The sequence below is a fragment of the Paraburkholderia silviterrae genome, assembly GCF_004353915.1.
Classification (GTDB): Bacteria; Pseudomonadota; Gammaproteobacteria; order Burkholderiales; family Burkholderiaceae; genus Paraburkholderia; species Paraburkholderia silviterrae.
On the sequence record NZ_SMRP01000011.1, the window covers coordinates 250335 to 267305 of the forward strand.

General features: G+C 67.6%; 19 protein-coding genes. 11 read left to right on the plus strand and 8 right to left on the minus strand.

Features of this window, described 5'->3' with window-relative positions; genetic code table 11:
- Positions 1-75: 75 nt before the first annotated feature.
- Positions 76-975, plus strand: a complete 900-nt coding sequence (gene rarD / locus EYW47_RS22235) for an EamA family transporter RarD (protein WP_205710122.1) — start codon at positions 76-78, stop codon at positions 973-975.
- Positions 976-1065: 90 nt separating this feature from the next.
- On the opposite strand, the gene EYW47_RS22240 is transcribed toward rarD, so the two are convergent.
- Positions 1066-1620 carry an Mpo1 family 2-hydroxy fatty acid dioxygenase gene (locus tag EYW47_RS22240; RefSeq protein WP_133196981.1) on the minus strand — a complete coding sequence of 185 codons (555 nt, stop codon included), beginning with the start codon at positions 1618-1620 and terminating at the stop codon, positions 1066-1068.
- 179 nt (positions 1621-1799) lie between these two features.
- On the opposite strand from EYW47_RS22240, the gene EYW47_RS22245 reads away from it, so the two are divergent.
- From EYW47_RS22245 to EYW47_RS22255, 3 genes are all read left to right on the plus strand, one after another.
- Entirely contained in the window at positions 1800-2573 is a 774-nt protein-coding gene (locus EYW47_RS22245) for a Crp/Fnr family transcriptional regulator (protein WP_133196982.1), read from the plus strand.
- A gap of 299 nt (positions 2574-2872) precedes the next feature.
- Positions 2873-3517, plus strand: coding sequence for an HAD family hydrolase (locus EYW47_RS22250; RefSeq protein ID WP_133197022.1), 645 nt, complete (start codon positions 2873-2875; stop codon positions 3515-3517).
- Between the two features lie 108 nt (positions 3518-3625).
- Positions 3626-4864, plus strand: coding sequence for a dienelactone hydrolase family protein (locus tag EYW47_RS22255; protein WP_133196983.1), 1239 nt, complete (start codon positions 3626-3628; stop codon positions 4862-4864).
- Positions 4865-4915: 51 nt separating this feature from the next.
- On the opposite strand, the gene EYW47_RS22260 is transcribed toward EYW47_RS22255, so the two are convergent.
- Positions 4916-5176 carry a hypothetical protein gene (locus EYW47_RS22260; protein WP_133197023.1) on the minus strand — a complete coding sequence of 87 codons (261 nt, stop codon included), beginning with the start codon at positions 5174-5176 and terminating at the stop codon, positions 4916-4918.
- A gap of 293 nt (positions 5177-5469) precedes the next feature.
- Here EYW47_RS22260 and EYW47_RS40980 point away from each other — a divergent pair, with 293 nt between their 5' ends.
- Genes EYW47_RS40980 through EYW47_RS22270 form a run of 3 tightly spaced genes read left to right on the plus strand, consistent with a single transcriptional unit; the run spans position 5470 to position 7311 of the window.
- Positions 5470-5679 carry a hypothetical protein gene (locus EYW47_RS40980; protein WP_165976646.1) on the plus strand — a complete coding sequence of 70 codons (210 nt, stop codon included), beginning with the start codon at positions 5470-5472 and terminating at the stop codon, positions 5677-5679.
- A 2-nt stretch (positions 5680-5681) separates the two neighbouring features.
- Positions 5682-6671, plus strand: a complete 990-nt coding sequence (locus tag EYW47_RS22265) for a peptidoglycan DD-metalloendopeptidase family protein (RefSeq protein WP_165976647.1) — start codon at positions 5682-5684, stop codon at positions 6669-6671.
- A 22-nt stretch (positions 6672-6693) separates the two neighbouring features.
- A complete protein-coding gene (locus EYW47_RS22270) occupies positions 6694-7311 on the plus strand; it encodes a BPSL1445 family SYLF domain-containing lipoprotein (RefSeq protein ID WP_133196985.1) in 618 nt (205 codons plus the stop codon).
- 87 nt (positions 7312-7398) lie between these two features.
- Here EYW47_RS22270 and EYW47_RS22275 read toward each other — a convergent pair whose 3' ends face one another.
- Positions 7399-8193 carry a DNA/RNA non-specific endonuclease gene (locus tag EYW47_RS22275; RefSeq protein WP_133196986.1) on the minus strand — a complete coding sequence of 265 codons (795 nt, stop codon included), beginning with the start codon at positions 8191-8193 and terminating at the stop codon, positions 7399-7401.
- Positions 8194-8569: 376 nt separating this feature from the next.
- Complete coding sequence (locus EYW47_RS22280; RefSeq protein WP_133196987.1) at positions 8570-8929, minus strand: DUF3564 domain-containing protein; 360 nt, start codon at positions 8927-8929, stop codon at positions 8570-8572.
- Between the two features lie 354 nt (positions 8930-9283).
- Here EYW47_RS22280 and EYW47_RS22285 point away from each other — a divergent pair, with 354 nt between their 5' ends.
- From EYW47_RS22285 to EYW47_RS22295, 3 genes are all read left to right on the plus strand, one after another.
- The gene (locus EYW47_RS22285) at positions 9284-9706 is read left to right on the plus strand and encodes a rubrerythrin family protein (RefSeq protein WP_028218209.1); all 423 of its coding nucleotides are present in this window, start codon (positions 9284-9286) and stop codon (positions 9704-9706) included.
- A 143-nt stretch (positions 9707-9849) separates the two neighbouring features.
- On the plus strand, positions 9850-11199 hold the full coding sequence (locus EYW47_RS22290) for a heterodisulfide reductase-related iron-sulfur binding cluster (RefSeq protein WP_133196988.1): 1350 nt from the start codon (positions 9850-9852) through the stop codon (positions 11197-11199).
- Between the two features lie 71 nt (positions 11200-11270).
- A complete protein-coding gene (locus EYW47_RS22295) occupies positions 11271-11852 on the plus strand; it encodes a DUF3501 family protein (protein WP_133196989.1) in 582 nt (193 codons plus the stop codon).
- Between the two features lie 13 nt (positions 11853-11865).
- Here the strand turns inward: EYW47_RS22295 and EYW47_RS22300 are convergent, their stop codons facing one another.
- On the minus strand, positions 11866-12327 hold the full coding sequence (locus EYW47_RS22300) for a GNAT family N-acetyltransferase (protein WP_133196990.1): 462 nt from the start codon (positions 12325-12327) through the stop codon (positions 11866-11868).
- A 50-nt stretch (positions 12328-12377) separates the two neighbouring features.
- Positions 12378-12635 carry a hypothetical protein gene (locus EYW47_RS22305; RefSeq protein ID WP_133196991.1) on the minus strand — a complete coding sequence of 86 codons (258 nt, stop codon included), beginning with the start codon at positions 12633-12635 and terminating at the stop codon, positions 12378-12380.
- 91 nt (positions 12636-12726) lie between these two features.
- Between EYW47_RS22305 and pdxR the strand changes: the two genes are divergently transcribed.
- Complete coding sequence (gene pdxR / locus EYW47_RS22310) at positions 12727-14214, plus strand: MocR-like pyridoxine biosynthesis transcription factor PdxR (RefSeq protein ID WP_133196992.1); 1488 nt, start codon at positions 12727-12729, stop codon at positions 14212-14214.
- A 29-nt stretch (positions 14215-14243) separates the two neighbouring features.
- On the opposite strand, the gene EYW47_RS22315 is transcribed toward pdxR, so the two are convergent.
- Positions 14244-15548 carry an NAD(P)/FAD-dependent oxidoreductase gene (locus EYW47_RS22315; RefSeq protein ID WP_133196993.1) on the minus strand — a complete coding sequence of 435 codons (1305 nt, stop codon included), beginning with the start codon at positions 15546-15548 and terminating at the stop codon, positions 14244-14246.
- A complete protein-coding gene (locus EYW47_RS22320) occupies positions 15548-16840 on the minus strand; it encodes an NAD(P)/FAD-dependent oxidoreductase (protein WP_165976648.1) in 1293 nt (430 codons plus the stop codon). Before EYW47_RS22320 ends, EYW47_RS22315 begins: the two co-directional genes overlap by 1 nt.
- Between the last annotated feature and the right edge of the window lie 131 nt (positions 16841-16971).

The window sequence follows — 16971 nt, forward strand, 5'->3', positions numbered from 1 at the left end:
GCGGCTCGCCGCGCCGTTTGCCTTTCGCGCGCGCACTTGCGTCCCGGCTTGCTCCCACCCGCGCGGCGCCTCGACATGTCGGTGAATACCTACGAGCCCAAGCGCGGCATCACGCTTTCCGTGAGCGCGTCCACGCTGTTCGCGCTGATGTCGGCGTATACCCTGCTGCTCGCGCCGCTTGGCGGGCTCGACATCTTCGCCTGGCGCGTGATCTGGACCGCGCCAGGCGCGCTCGCGCTGGTACTCCTGCGCTCGCGCGCGCCGCAACTCGCGCAACTGGTGGCGCGCGCGTTCAAGGAGCCGCGCGTCGCGCTCATGCTGGTGGGCAGCGCCGCGCTGCTCGGCATGCAGCTCTGGGTGTTCCTCTGGGCGCCGCTGCACGGCCGCCTGCTGGAAGTGTCGCTCGGCTATTTCATGCTGCCGCTCGTCATGGTGCTGGTGGGGCGCTACTACTACCACGAGCGGCTCGAAGCGCTGCAATGGATTGCCGTGGCGTGCGCCGCCGTGGGCGTCGCGCACGAGTTGTGGGTGACGCACGCGTTTTCGTGGCCGACGCTGCTCGTCGCGCTCGGCTATCCGCCGTACTTCGTATTGCGCCGCAAGATTCACGCGGATTCGCTCGTGACCTTCTCGGTCGAAATGGCCCTGCTGCTGCCCGTGGCCGCCATCGAGGTGCACGCGGGCGGCTCGCTGAAGCTGCTCGGCGCGCATGCGCTGCTGGCCTGGGTGCTGCTGCCGGGGCTCGGCGTGCTGAGCACGGTGGCGCTCGCGTGCTATCTGAAGGCGAGCCGCCTGCTGCCGATGGCACTCTTCGGCATCCTCGGCTATGTCGAGCCGGTGCTGCTCGTGCTCGTCTCCGTCGTGCTGCTGCGCGAGCCTTTTGGGCTGCGCGAGCTGGGGACCTATGTGCCGATCTGGATTGCCGTCGCGTTGACGGCGTTTCATGGCGCGCGGCTCGTGAGGCTCGCGCGCTAGGTGCGGGCCGCTCGCGCCACCCGGACCACGCGCAGGGACGGCTTCATGCTCCCTGAGCGGCCAGCGTGATGCGCGAGGACTCAGCGAGGCTCAGTGCCGGGCCGCATGCCCGCGTGAGGGATTGATGCGCGTCGGTCCGGCCTTGGCCTCGATGGCCGCGCGCAGGGCCGGGCGCCAGCCGAGGCCGAACAGCGCTTCGGCGAGCACGAAGAGCGGGCCGACGACGAGGCCGATCAGATCATCGGCAAAAGCGGGCTTGCGGTGCTCCCACGCAATGTGCCCGACGAACTGGAAGATCCACCCCACCACGAACAGCCCGATGCCGCCCGCGAGCCAGGCCGCCGTGCCTTGCTGCGCGAGCCACGCGCCGAACCCGAGGCAGGCCGCCGAGATGGCGGCCATCATGAGGCCGAGCGGCACGTCGAGCCTGAGGTAGTAGAGCGTCGTGGCGCCGAACAGCAACCAAGCGGGCGAGAGCGGCACGCCATGCAGCGGCCACGCGGCGACCCCCACCCAGGCGGGCCGCGAAAGCAGCACGGCGAGCGCGAGCACGATCATCGGAATGCCGACGAAGTGCGTGGCGATATTGCGGGCATCGCGATGGTATTCGGCGTATTGGGTGAGCTGCTCGGTCAGGTTTCTCATGGATGCCTCCCTGTCTCCAAAATGATTATGATCCCGGGACGCAGCGCCCAAGACCTTCGGCTAGCCGACAATTGGTGTAGTCAGGGTGTAGTCGGCGCAATGGCGCGCTTGCCATCCGCTTGCAATCATTTTTCGCCGATGCGCGTATGGGTTCCGCCTGTGCCGCGCCCAAACCTTCGATGACCTCACGTCCCGTCTCTGCTGCCTCCCCCGCCTCCGTCGACGCGCTCCCCGGCGCCGCCTCGCCCTCCGTGTCCGCGGTGACGGCACTGCTGGAGCGCAGCGCATGGTTCGCCGGTGCGCCCGAGGCGCTGCGCGCCAGCTTGCGCGCAGCGGGCCGCGTGCGCACCCTGTGCGCGGGCGAGCGCCTGTTCCTGCGCGGCGACCCCGCCGACGGCATCTATTGCGTGCTCGAAGGGGCGATGCGCGTGGGGGCCGCGAGCGCGGCCGGACGCGAGGCGTTGCTGGCCGTGGTCGGGCCGGCGCAATGGTTTGGCGAGATTGCGCTATTCGATGCGGGCGTGCGCACGCACGATGCCTATGCCGAGCGCGACGCCATGCTCTTTCACGTCCCGCGCGCGGCGCTGGCGGCGCTGCTGGACGCCACGCCTGCCTGGTGGCACGCGTTCGGTCTGCTGCTCGCACAAAAGCTGCGGCTTGCGTTCGACGCCATCGAGGAGAATGCGCTTCTGCCCGCGGCGCCACGCGTGGCGCGGCGTCTGCTGTTGCTGGCCACGGGCTATGGGCAGGCGGGCCGCGAGAGCGGCCACGATGTGGCGCACAAGATGGGCGTGGTGCGCGTGCCCCAGGAGGACCTGGCGCTCATGCTCGCGCTTTCGCGCCAGACGGTGAACCAGATCCTGCGCCAGTTCGAACGGGACGGCCTCGTGGCGCTGCGCTACGGCGAAATCGAAATCGTCGATGCGGCGCGGCTCGAACAGCACGCGCAGTGAAGCCACCCCGTGAGCCACGTGGCGTGCCGCGCAATGAGGCAGGGCCGGGCGGCAGTGCGCCCGCATCGTGCCGCGCCTCGATCGCATGTATCGATATTGATCGATAGCATCAACATCGATACATGAAGCGTGGCTATGGGCGTGGGCGAGTCGCCGCGCCATTGCGGCAGTGCGCCGTTTGCGCCGACAATGACGCCGGCTTGCATCGGGCTTGCGCTGCCGGCCTTGCTCGAGTGCGCGCGTGCCGCGCTACCCCTAACCTCACGCCGCTGACCGTGGCGCTTTCCGTGTCCCGCCTCATGAACGACCGCGTCGTAGCCGCCTTCGATTTCGACGGCACCATCACCACGTCCGATAGCTTCCGCGCCTTCATGCTCGATGCCGCCGGCAGCACCCGCTTCGCGCTCGCCGCGCTGCGCTGCCTGCCGTGGCTCGCCGGCATCGCGCCCGGCTGGGCCGACCGGGGCCGCACCAAGGCGCGCTTCCTGTACGCCGCGCTCGGCCCGGTGCGCCGCGAGGCGCTCGAAGCCGCCGCGCAGCGCTTCGTCGACACGCGCCTGCCCAGCTTGCTGCGCCCCGAGATGCTCGCGCGCATCCGCGAGCACCAGGCGCTCGGCCACGAGGTGGTGCTCGTGAGCGCATCGCCTTCGGTGTATCTGCGCAAGTGGGCACCGAGCGTGGGCATCGGCACGGTGCTCGCGAGCGAGCTGGAATGGCGCGATGGGGTCTACACTGGGCGGCTTGCGGGCCGCAATTGCTGGGGCCCGGAAAAGGTCGCCCGGCTGCGCGCATGGTGGGGCGAGCGCGCGCCCGCCACGCTCTACGCCTATGGCGACAGCCGCGGCGACCGCGAAATGGCCCAGCTCGCGAATCACGCGTGGATACGCGGCGAATCGGGGTTGCCGCCGCTCGCGGCCGCGGGCGGTTTTGGCGCGCCGGCCTAGGCTCTCTTTCGTGTGAACGGGCCCGCAGACGCTGCGCGCCGCCGGCGAAACCGCTTACCCGTCGATCCCGACGAGCAGCCGAGCGCAAGAAGACAAGGAGACAAGCTCATGAACGGACAATGGACCGAGGTGAAGTCGCGCGACGGCAGCGAATTCCGCGCCTACACGGCGCTGCCGCCCGAAGGCAGCGGCCCGGGCCTCGTGCTGCTGCAGGAGATCTTCGGCGTGAACGCATCCATGCGCGCGCTGGCCGATCGTTACGCGGAAGAAGGCTACGTGGTGATGGTGCCGGACCTCTTCTGGCGCCTGGAGCCCGGCGTCGACCTGGGCTACGAGGGCGCCGACATGGCGAAGGCGCTCGACTTGCACGACCGCTTCGACGTCGACCTCGCGATGGACGACGTCGCACAGACGCTGGCCGCGCTGCGCGCGCATCCTTCACAGCGCGGCAAGGTGGGCGCGCTCGGGTACTGCCTGGGCGGCCGGCTCGCGTACCTGGCGGCGGCGCGCACCGATGTCGATTGCGCGATCGGCTATTACGCCGTGGGACTCGAAAACTATTTGAACGAAGCCGATACGATCCGCTGCCCGCTCATGCTGCACTTCGGCGCGATTGACCGCTGGTGCGACGCCGCCACGCGCGAGCGCATCGAAGCGGCGCTGGCGGGCAAGCCGGGCGTCGAGCTTTACACGTATCCCGGCTGCGATCACGCGTTCGCCGCGCCCTCGCGGCCCCAATACGACAAACCGGCGGCGATGATGGCGTACTCGCGCTCGCTCGCCATGCTGCGCCGCGTGCTCGGCCCCATCTACGACTTCAACGCGCTGTGGGAGGAGCACTGCTACCACGAATTCGTCACGCGCACGCCCGACGACGTCATGCCGACGATGGTCGCGCAGCCCTACGTCAACCACATCCCGACGATGACGGGCGGCGTGGGCCACGACGAGCTCAAGCGTTTCTACACGCACCACTTCGTGCATTCGAATCCCGCCGATACGCGCCTGATCCCGATCTCGCGCACGATCGGCTCGGACCGCGTGGTGGACGAGTTCATCTTCTGCTGCACGCACGACCGCGAGATCGACTGGCTGCTGCCGGGCCTCGCCCCCACCGGCAAGTACTTCGAAGTGCCGATGCTGGCCGTGATCTGCTTTCGCGGCAGCAAGCTCTATAACGAGCACATCTATTGGGATCAAGCTTCGGTGCTCGCGCAGATCGGCGCCATCGATCCGACTGGCCTCCCCATCGCGGGCGCCGCGAGCGCGAAGAAGCTGCTCGACGAAACGCTGCCGTCCAACACGCTCATGCCCGCGTGGAAGACGAGCGAAGGCAAGCCGTTCTAGCACGGCTTGGCGGGTCGCCGGCTGCAACGCGGTGACCCGCTGGCGCGGCGATCAGTTAAACGGATTGTCGACGACGCCGGGCTTCGCGTCCGGCTCTTCCTTGACCAGCGCGGGCAGGTGCGGATCGGCCTGCAGTTTCGCGACCACGCTGTCGAGCGCCGCCTTCAGCGCGAGCGCGGCGGCGAGGCCGCGCTTGTCGCGCGTGAGCGCGAGCGTGCCCGAGAGCGTTACGCGCGTGGTGCCGTTGGTGAGCGTGAGCGCGTCGCCTTGTACGTTCAGGACGTCGTCGTCGTTTGCGTATGCGTCGAACACCTTGAGTTCCTCCTTGAGCGTGATGCGCCGCGGCACGAGGCCGTGCCGCGCGGGCTCGCATTATAAGAAGCGGGCCGCCACGTCATCAATTGTCTTCCCAAAACCCGGCGCATTCCGAATCCGGCGCGCGTGAATGTGAAACCCGCGTTACGGGTGCCGTGCCGCACGCCGTTCACTTTGACGTGAATCAGAACCGGCACGCGAATCTGCTGCACTTCGCGGCAAACCCATGATCATGACGCACCTGCGCCGCGCGGCGCAGGCATCCCAGCAGGTCGAACAAGGAGCGCGTCATGGGAATTCTAGACAAGGGCGCCGGCATTGCCGTCGCCGTGGCCGCAGTCGAGGCACGCATGCAACTCAACCGCCAGGCGTCGCCGCTGGCCGGCGACAGGGTTGCCACGAACGGTTGCGGCGACCCGCGCGCTCGGGCGCAAGCCTCGCGCGCCGAAGCGAAGCCGCACGAGGCGGGCGCGACCCACGCGGCCGGCCAGCGAGTCTGACGATGCGGACTCTGCGTTTACCGCTTGCGCAGCGCGCATGCGCACTGGCGATCGCCGCGGCGGCTGTCTCGATGCTGGGCGCCTGCACGGTCACGCCGTGGCACTCGTCCGCGCAACGAGGCGAAGACGTGCCAGTTGCCGACGGTGGGGCCGCTGCGTCATCGACTACCCCAACCGAAACGCCGATCGAGACACAGGCTCCGGTCGTCGTTGCCGAGGTGCCTGCGTCCAGCGCCAGCGCCGATTTTTATCGCGTCAAGGCCGGCGATACGCTCAACCGCATCGCCGCCTCCCACAAGCAACGCGCCGCCGATATCGCCGCCTGGAACAAGCTGCCTGCCTCGGGCGCGGTGAAGGTGGGGCAACTGCTGCGCGTGGCCCCCCCGGCGAAAGAGCCGGCGAAGCTGCCTGCATCCGTGCCCGCAACGGCAGCGGCAACGGCAGCGGCGAAAGGCGTGGCGGCGACCGCTTCCTCTGCGGCCCCGGCAACGGCGCCCGCGGCGTCCGTCTCATCGGCGCCTGCTGCTGCGCCTTCTTCTACCGCGCGTTCTCCCTCAACGCCGTCCGCCACCGCGCCTTCGGCCTCGAACACGCCCGCGCCGGCCGCTGCTGCGCGCGCCAACGCCCGCCTCGCCTGGCCGGTGAGCGGTAGCGTCGTCACGCCGTTCGCGGCGGGCAAGTCGCGCAGCATCGTCATCGCGTGCGCGCCGGGCGCGCCCGTGAAGGCCGCCGCCGCAGGCCGCGTGATGTACGCGGGTAGCGGCATGAAGGGCTACGGCAAGCTCGTCATCGTCAAGCACGACGCGCACCTGATCACCGCCTATGGCCGCAACGGCAGGCTGCTCGTGAAGGAGGGCGAAACCGTGAAGCTGGGCCAGCAGATCGCCACGAGCGGCGCGGACGCCACGGGCGTGGGCGCGCTGCTCTTCGAAGTGCGCGAGAACGGCAAGCCCGTTGATCCAGTCGCGCAACTGCCGCGCAAGCAGCCGTAGTTGAATGGGAGTGCGAAGCAAAATGAACAGAAGACAATTTCTTGCGGCCGGCGGCAGCGCCGCCGCTTCGCTGGCGGCGCTGGCGGGACTCCCGGCGCTGAGCGCCTGCACGGTGACAGGTTCCGGCAGCAGCGGCAACACCGCCGAAGCCGCACAAGAGAACGCTCGCCGGCGCCGCGAGATCGATGCCGATGTCGATGCGGCACTCGAGCGCCTCTATGGCACGGTGAAGGGCTCGCGCGAGCTGATCGGCAAGTCCAGCGCCGTGCTCGTGTTTCCCGACGTGGTCGGCGCGGCCATTGGCGTGGGCGGCCAGTACGGCCGCGGCGCGTTGCGTGCCGGCGGCCGCACGGTAGGCTATTTCAGCACGACGGCCGGCTCGTTCGGCTTCCAGATCGGTGCGCAGTCACGCGCCATTTACTACGCCTTCATGACCCAGGGCGCCGTCGAACGCTTCAAGCGCAGCAGCGGCTGGAAGGTGGGGGCGGACGCCTCCGTCGCGCTCGTGAAGATGGGCGTGAACGGTCAGGTCGATTCGTCCACGGCCGTCAATCCGATCGAGGCCTTCGTGCTCACCAACGCCGGCCTGATGGCCGGCGCCTCGCTCGAAGGCTCGAAGGTCTCGCGGCTGGATTTGTAGTGGCGGGGGGCGCTTAGATCATCGAGGTCATGCGGGCGCGGCGCGCGAGTGTGTCGCGCCTCGCCTTGCCCTCGCTCTCGCCGATTTCTACCACCCCCATTTGCGCACGGCAAACGCTCGGCCGTTGAACGACACCTTCGTTTGCGCGGCCACGTTCGCGGGAATGCCCGGGAACGCAATGCCGCTTTGCGCTTCGAGATCGCGCACCGAGCGGACCTCGTAGCGATCGGCGCTCGCGTTGTCGGCCACGATGGCGAACGCGAGCTGCTGCGAGGGCACGTACACCACCTTGAAAATCTGCGTGGGCACCAGCACGCGCGACGCGCCGATCGTTTGCAACTGCGCGCCCGAAAAGAGCGGGCCGGTCACGACATAGGCGTCGCCGTACTTCGTCGCGAGCTTGCGCACCGCCGTTTCGATATGCGACCACAGGCGCTGATTGTTCTCGCGGTTCTGCGGCACCACGTTCGCGAGCGAGAACGATTCGGCCATGGCCTGCGGGTTCCAGCGGTTGCCCGCGGGACTCATGTGGCCGCGGTCGAAGCCGCTGCGCTTGTAATCGGCGAGCGTCGCGCCATCGCCTTCGGGCAAGCGGTCGTCTTCGAAGAAGCGGTTCGTGCGCGTCATGTCCTTCGCGGCTTCGAGGTGATCGCGCGTGATGTGCTCCGCCGACCAGAGCGGCCCGTGCGTGACGCCCGAGTGCAGCACCACGTAATCGGAATAACAGAGCATGTGCGTCTTCGGCGCCATGCGCTGGTTGGTCAGCGTGGGGAACTGGCCTTCGGGAACGAACTGGGCACAGGCGGGCGCGGCGGGTGCGGCGGGTGCGGCGAACGCATGGCCGGCAAGGGCCATGGCAAGGCAGGCTAACAGCTTCTTCATCGGCAAATTCGGCAAATCGGCGAGTCGGGAATGGCCAGGGAGCGCACAAGACGCGCGTGTCGCGCGCGCATTGTCGTGTTCCTGAAAGGACATGAAAGGGCGTGAAAGTATAGCGGGCGCGATCGCGCACGGCCACATCGAGCAGAGGCCGCATGGAATGCCGATCGAGACGCCGACTCAGACGCCGATCGAGACGCCGATTGCGATGACGCCAGCGCATGCCGACGACGGGCGCCGGCAATGCGAGCGCTCACTCACGCGCCGCGCGTGCGTTCAAAGCGCGCGAGCCAAAACAAAGCGGCGCCGCCGTAATGGCGACGCCGCATCATGGGAAGAGGGACGGAATGAATAAGCGCGCCGGCCTGGCGCGGCGCCGTTAGCCTGCGAACAGCGCGTTTTCGGCGTGGACCATCTTCCGGTCCACGGCCTGCAGACGCCATTGACCTTCCATCGGCTCGTGCGATGTCTCGCACGACCACGTGGCGTCGCCGTGTGCCGAGCTGATTTCCTGGCGGCGGTTCACGTGAAGGCCGCGCAGGGTGCAGAGGGGGGAATTGTCGAGCGGCGCGCACAGCGCCGTTACACCGTTTGCATCGCGCATCTCGCCCCAGGCAGGGAGGTCGATGCCTTCGTGCGACTCGCGCGACCAGCGTTGCTGGTCAGTGTCGAGCCAAAGCACGGCGTAGTCATGGTTGACGGTCGGGTCAGGGCCGTTGATCAAAATGGTCAATCGCATGTGAGCTCCGAAAGGGCGTCGAATGGGCGCGCCGGGCGGGGCGCGCGAATCTGGCCGAAGTCTTAGTGTAGGACGATTGGAACCGGGTTCAAGGCGTTTATACATATATTGAGACAGGTCCGCCGTATGCGCTGGCCACATAAGGGTTCCCGCGCGTGCGGCACGGCGTCGCCCGGGCGGCCGACCGGCCGGTTGGGCGACGGGCTATCGGCGGGATTGAAAATCACAATTGGGAACGCAAAGGACATTTCCTAGATTGATAGAGCGGCGTAGTCCGCACTCATGTTCTGCTGCACCGCACGAAGATGCGCAGCGCCGCGTCCCCCCAAATCCGGAAGATTGAAGGAGGCATAGATGGCACAGCTCAAAGGCTCGAAGACGGAACAAAATCTCAAGGACGCCTTCGCAGGCGAATCGCAGGCGAACCGCCGCTACCTCTATTTCGCGGCCAAGGCCGACGTGGAAGGCCAGAACGACGTCGCCGCGCTGTTCCGCTCGACCGCCGAAGGCGAAACCGGCCACGCGCACGGCCACCTCGAGTATCTGGAAGCCGTCGGCGATCCGGCCACGGGCCTGCCCTTCGGCAGCTCGCGCCTGAACCTGCAGTCGGCGATCGCGGGTGAAACGCACGAATACACCGACATGTACCCGGGCATGGCCAAAGTCGCGCGCGACGAAGGCTTCGACGAAATTGCCAACTGGTTCGAGACGCTCGCCAAGGCCGAGCGCAGCCACGCGAACCGCTATACGAAAGCACTGGAAGTGCTGGCCGACTAGGGCCGGCCGCATACGGCCTGCGCGGGCATTCGCGCGGGCGCCTGCACGCCGCGCGCGGCAAGCGCCCGCGCGCGTGCGCTCGCGCGTGTCGTCGCGCGAACGCTCCCTTATAACCAGAAGAAACAACTAGAACTGGAGACGTCATGCCCCACAAGGAAGGCAGTCTCGAAGCGCCGACTCGCCACCCGCTCGACTGGCGATCCGACGCGTTCTACGACCAGGCGCAACTCGATACCGAGCTCGCCCGCGTATTCGACATCTGCGCGGGCTGCCGGCGATGCGTCTCGCTGTGCGGCGCGTTTCCCGCGCTCTTCGATCTCGTCGACGAAACCGATAGCGGCGAAGCCCACGACGTCGACAAGGCCCAATTTCCGAAAGTGGTCGACCAGTGCTATCTGTGCGACCTCTGCTACATGACGAAGTGCCCCTATGTGCCGCCGCATCCGTGGAACGTGGATTTCCCGCATCTGATGCTGCGCGCGAAGGCCATTCACTACCGCAACGGCGAGGTGCAGTTGCGCGACCGCGTGCTCTCGAACACCGACGCGCTCGGCCATCTCGCGGGCATCCCGGTGGTTACCCAAACCGTCAACGCCGTGAACGGCACCAAGGCGATGCGCGCCGTGATGGAAGATGCGCTCGGCGTGGACCGCCACGCGTGGCTGCCGTCGTTTGCCACGCGCAAGTTCCGCAGCGCGGCGCGCAAGGCTGCGGCCAGCGAGGTGCGCGACGGCGAGCGCACGCCGGGCAAGGTCGCGATCTACGCCACCTGCTACGTGAACTTCAACGAGCCAGGCATCGGCCACGATCTGCTGGCGGTGCTCGATCACAACGCCATTCCCTACGTGCTGATGAAGAGCGAGGCGTGCTGCGGCATGCCGCTGCTCGAACAGGGCAACCTGGAGGGCGTGGCGAAGAAACAGGCCGTGAACATGCCGGTGCTCGCGCAGTACGCGCGCCAGGGCTACGCGCTGCTTGGCGCGGTGCCGAGCTGCGTGCTGATGTACAAGCACGAGCTGCCGCTGATGTTTCCCGACGACGCCGACACGCGCGCGGTGAGCGAAGCGTTCTGGGACCCGTTCGAGTACTTCGTGGCGCGCAATCGCGACGGCCTGCTCAAAACCGATTTCCGCACGCCGCTGGGCAACGTCTCGTATCACGTGCCATGCCACGCGCGCGTGCAGAACATCGGCCGCAAGACCTCCGACCTGCTCTCGCTCGTGCCCGAAACCAAGGTCAACGTGGTTGAGCGCTGCTCGGGGCACGCGGGTACGTTCGGCGTGAAGAAGGAATTTCACGCGATGGCGATGAAGATCGGCACGCCCGTGTTCAAGCAAATGGCGCAGGGCGAGCCCGATTTCATCTCCTCCGATTGCCAGCTCGCGGGGCATCACATCGAACAGGGTATCGACGAGAACAAGCTCGGCAACGCGCAGGGCGGCCCGCCGCTTGCGCATCCGCTCACGCTGCTGCGCCGCGCTTACGGAATTTGATGAGGATAACCATGTAAATTGGCTCCGGCGTATCGGGTCGGGCCGAATTACTCACGCATGAGGCACACTTGATGACGATCGCAAGAAATTCGCTGCTCTCGCTGGAAACCTATGCAAAGCAGCGCACCGAGATGCGCAACCGCATCATCGAGCACAAGAAGCGCCGGGCCGTGGCGCTGGGCAATCACCTCACCTTTCTCTTCGAAGACGAAGCGACGATCCGCTATCAGATCCAGGAGATGCTGCACATCGAGAAGATCTTCGACGAAGAGGGCATCCAGGGCGAGCTCGACGCCTATCTGCCGCTCGTGCCGGACGGCAGCAACCTGAAGGCGACCCTGCAGATCGAGTACGAAAACGAGATCGAGCGGCGTGCGGCGCTTGGGCGGCTCATCGGCATCGAGGACCGTGTATTTCTGCAGGTGGACGGCGAGCCGCCCGTCTACGCCATCGCCGACGAAGACCTCGAGCGCGACAATGCCGAGAAAACCTCGGCTGTGCACTTCGTGCGCTTCGAGCTCACGCCGGAGATGAAAAAGCGCCTGCGCGAGGGCGCTGCCCTCACGATCGGCTCCGATCATCCGAACTATCGCGTGCCGGACCAGGTCATCGGCGGCGAGGTGCGCGAATCGCTCTTGAGCGACCTCCGTTGAGACCGCACGCGCCTCACACGTTCTTGCGGTACATGACGAAGCCCGGCTTTTCGGCGACGCCGTCGTAAAGGCGCATCGCCGTGTGATTGGTCTCGTGAGTGTGCCAGTAGACGCGCGCGGAGTTCGAAGCCTTCGCGTGCGCATAGACCGCTTCGATCAGCGCGCGGCCCACGCCCTTGCCGCGCGCGTCCTCGCTCGTGAAGAGATCCTGCAGATAGCAGATCGGGCCGTCGAGCGTGGTGCTGCGGTGATAGAGGAAGTGCACGAGGCCGACCACGCGCTCGCCTTGCAGCGCGACGAACGCGTGCATGGGCTCGTAGCCGTCGAAGAAGCGCATCCATGTGGTCTGCGTGAGCGCCTCGGGCAGCGCGGTCGGGCCGAAGCGGCCGTAGAAGCGGTTATAGCCGTCCCAGAGCGGGCGCCATGCGTCGTAGTCCGCAGGCGTGACGGGGCGTACGTGGATCGTCGTGCTCAAATTCGTTCTCCTTGGTTTCGTGTGTTCGTATCGGCGCCGACGCGCTAGTGTCAACGCTTTGCCGCGCAATCGGTCAGTGTTTCGAGTGCCTGCTCGCGGCGCCTTGCATCCTGGGCGTGCAAGGCGCTCGCGGCGTCGCCCGCACAGGCGCGGTACGCTTCGCGCGCCAGCGCAGCCGGGTCCGCACGCCAGTACGCCAGCGCCACAAGCCCAAGCGCGATGACGATCGCCCACGCCGTGCGCGTGCCGGCGTGACGGCGGCGAGGCGCCGTTTGTGCGCCGCTTGCGGCGGTGGGCGTAATCTCCATGGCATTCTCCACTCGAAGACAGGCATCAGCGTAAGCGTTTTGTGGCACCATTGTTAGTCCCACTCAAGCCACAAAACATGGAGCCACGAGATTGGACTACGCGCTGATGATGTCGGCTTACGAGCGCCGTGCGCGCGCGAGCGCGTCGCGACGCCTCACGCAACAGGACTTGCTCTACGAGAGCTTGCGCCGCGCGATTCTCGACGGCGATATCGTCTGCGGCACGCGCCTCGCTTCGAGCCGCACGCTGGCCGAGGAGCTTGGCATCGCGCGCAATTCGGTGCTCTACGCGTATGAGCGGCTGGTGGAGGAGGGTTTTGTCACGGCCACGCGCCATGGCTCCATCGTCAACCACGTGAAGCCCGCGGCTGCGCAGCCGGCCGCGCGCGCGGAGCCGCGCGAAGACACCGCGCGCCTGCTCTCGCGCCGCGTGCGCGAGCTGCCGCCGCGCCGCGCGTCGGGCGACGCGGCAACGGCGCTGCGGCCCGGCACGCCCGCGCTCGACGCCTTTCCGCTCGCGCAGTGGCGCACGGCGCTCGAGCGCGCCATGCGCGAGGTGGACGCGAGCGAACTTGGCTATGGCGACAGCGCGGGCCTGCCGGCGTTGCGCCACGCCATCGCGCAATACGTGCGCGTCTCGCGCGGCGTGCGCTGCCGGCCTGACCAGGTGTTCATCACGGACGGCACGCAAACGAGTCTCGACCTTTGCGCGCGCTTTTTCGCGGACGCGGGCGAGCGCGTCTGGATCGAGAATCCCGGCTATATGGGCGCGCGCGTGAATATGCAGGCGGCGGGGCTCACGCTGGTGCCGGTGCCCGTGGACGCCGCGGGCATGGCCGCGCGCGAAGAGGACTGGCGCGAGGCGCCGCCGCGTCTCGTGTATCTCACGCCCTCGCATCAATATCCGCTCGGCTGCGTGCTGAGCCTCGAGCGGCGGCTCGCGCTGATCGAACACGCGCGCGCGTGCGGCGCTTGGATCATCGAAGACGATTACGACAGCGAGCTGCGCCACGACGGCCCGCCGCTGCCGTCGATCCAGGGCCTCGCGGACGACACGCCCGTGATCTATCTCGGCACCTTCAGCAAGACGCTCTTTCCGGCGTTGCGCATCGGCTTCATGATCGTGCCGCGCCAGGTGGTGGCGCAGGTGGCGACGGCGCATCGCACGCTCATGCGCCAGGGCCGCGTGGCCGAGCAGGCCGCGCTGGCGGATTTCATCGAAAGCGGCCGCTATGCGCGGCATCTGCGCCGCATGCGCAAGCTCTACGAAACGCGGCGCGATGGCCTCGTGGCCGCGATCGAGAAGCATCTGGCGGGGCTCATCACGGTGTCCGCCGACGCGGGCGGCATGCACCTGAGCGTGCGTCTGGACGCGCCGCTCACCGACGTGGCCGTGAGCGAGGCGGCGCGCTCGCACGGCCTCGCGCTTTCGCCGCTCAGCGCGTTTTGCCTCGACGGCCCCGATGGCCGCGAGCCAGTGCGATACAACGGCTTCCTGCTCGGCTATGCAGAGGCCACGCCGGAGGCGTCGGATGCGCTCATGGCGACGCTGGCGGGGGTGTTGAGGGCGATGCTTTAGTGTGCCACGCAGGATTGCTGAGTGGTCCTTCAGAACATCTCCATCACCCGGTGATACATCATGCCGATCTCGAGCGCGGGTCTGCGCCATGCGGGGCCGCCGGGGAAACGCGCATGGCGCACGCGCGAAAACAGATCGAACGATGCTCGCTCGCCCGCGATGGCCTGCGCGACCACGCGCCCGGCGATGCCCGTGAGCGCCACGCCGTGCCCCGAAAAGCCCTGCACATAGTAATAATTCGGATCGACGGCGCCGAAGTCGGGCGCGCGATTGCGCGTGACGTCCACGAAGCCGCCCCACGCGTATTCCACGCTCACGCCTTCGAGTTGCGGGAATACGCCGGTCATGCGCTGCTTCATGGCCTCGGTGAGTTGCGCGGGCGCGGCGCCCGTCGAATCGGCGCGGCCGCCGAACAGCAGGCGGTCGTCAGCGGAAAGGCGGAAGTAGTCGAGAAAGAAGTTGTTGTCGCAAATGGCCGAGCGGCCGGGAATCAGCGCATCGGCGCGAGCGCGTCCGAGCGGCTCGGTCGCGATGATGTACGACGCAATGCGCGCGATACGCGCGGCCACGGGCGCGGGCAGCACGCCGCCCGGGGCCGCATTGCAGCACGACACCACGAAGCGGCAGCGCACCTCGCCGCGCACGGTTTTCACGACCGGCCGCGCGCCGCGCACCACGTCGAGCGCGCGCGAGTGCGCAAATAGCTGAGCGCCTTCCTTGCGCGCGGCATCGGCCAGACCCAGACAGTATTTGAGCGGATGCAGGTGCCCCGAGACGGGATCGTAGACGCCCGCCAGATAGCTCTGCGAATTCACGCGTGCGCGTGTGCCATCCGTGTCGAGCCATTCGAGCTTGTCGTAGCCCCAGCGCGTGCGCGCGGCGTCCATCCATGCGCGCAGGTCGGGTACGCGCTTCGGTTTGGTCGCGACCGTCACATAGCCCGGCGTGAAATCGCAGTCGATGCCGTAGCGCGCGATGCGCTCGCGCACCAGCGCCACGCCCTCGATGGACAGCGCCCATGCCGCGCGAATGCCCGCTTCGCCAAGCTGCTTTTCGAGCACTTCGTCTTTTGCGAAGCCCACGAGCGTCTGTCCGCCGTTGCGCCCGGACGCACCCCAGCCGGGCCGATGCGCGTCGAGCACCACGACCGAGAGCCCGCGTGCGCGGCACTCCAGCGCCACCGAGAGGCCCGCGAAGCCCGCGCCGATCACGCACACGTCGGCGTCGATCGTGCCTTCGAGCACGGGATCGTCGGCGGCGGGGCGCGTGGCGGTGGCTTCGTAGTACGAGTGGCGGGTGAGCACGTCCGCCTGGGCGTCGAGGTCGAGTGTCATCAGAGCAGATCCTTCATTCGATACCAGGCCATCGCGAGCACGAGAGCCGGGGTTCGCAGTGTAGCGCCGCCGGGGAAGTCGCGGTGACGGATCTTCCCGAACAGGTCGAAGCGTGCGGCCTGGCCGTGAATCGCGTCGGCGATCAGCGTGCCGGCGAGGCCGGTGGTATTCACGCCGTGCCCCGAAAAGCCCTGCGCGAAATAGACGGTGGGCGAGAGGCGGCCGAAGTGCGGCGCGCGGTTCATCGTGATGTCGACGAAGCCGCCCCACGCGTATTCGACCTTCACGTCGGCGAGCTGCGGGAAAGTCTTGAGCATGTCGTTGCGCATCGCCTCGCCCAGGTTGCGCGGCGCCAGCTTCGAATAGCTCACCTTGCCGCCCCACAACAGGCGCGTGTCGGGCGCGGGTCGGAAGTAGTCGAGCACAAAGCGGCTATCGCAGACGGCGGCCTGCGCCGGCATCAGCGTCGCCATGCGCGCGGCGCCGAGCGGTTCGGTCGCGATCACATAGGTGCCCACAGGCATGATCTTGCGCGCGAGTTGCGGCGCAAGCGCGCCGAGCCAGGTGTTGCACGCGAGCACGACGAACTTCGCGCGCACCTGGCCCTGCGCCGTTTCGATCGCATGGCCGCCATGCTCGTCGCGAATGCGCGTGACCGCGCTGTCTTCGAAGATCTGCACGCCCGCCTCGCGCGCCGCGCGCGCAAGCCCGAGCGTGTAGTTGAGCGGATGCAGATGCCCGCTATCGGGATCGTAGAGTCCGCCCGGATAGCGTGCCGATTTCACGTAGTGGCCCACGCCGGCGCCATCGACATAACGGAACCGTTCGTAGCCGAAGCGCTTTGCCGCTTCATCGCGCCAGCGCTTGAGCTCGTCCACGTCGCGCGGCTTGTTCGCTGCGGTGAAGTAGCCCGGCGTGAGCGCGCAATCGATCTTGTGCTTTGCCACGCGCGACTTCACGATGTCGAGCGTTTCGAGGCCCATCGCCCAGATCTGCTTGACCTCGCCCTCGTTCATGAATTGCGCGAACGTATCCATGCCGCACGCGAAGCCGCCGATCAACTGGCCGCCATTGCGTCCGCTAGCGGCCCATCCGACTTTCGACGCCTCGAGGACCGCGACCCGATAGCCGCGTTCGGCGAGATTGAGCGCCGCCGAAACTCCCGTGAGACCCGCGCCGATCACGCAGACGTCGGCATCCAGCGTGCCTTGCAGGGCGGGGTGGTGAATCGTGTCGTTGACCGTTGCCGCGTACCACGACGGCGCATGAGGCTGATTGGCGAATTTGAGCATAGGGAAAGCGTACAGGGAAATGCGCGCGGCGGCGCGCGGGTTGTGAGCCCGCGCCTCCCGCCGCGCACTCGTCAGAACGCGTAGATGAACTGCGCGCCCAGCAGGTCGTTGCTCTTGCTGTACGAGCCGTC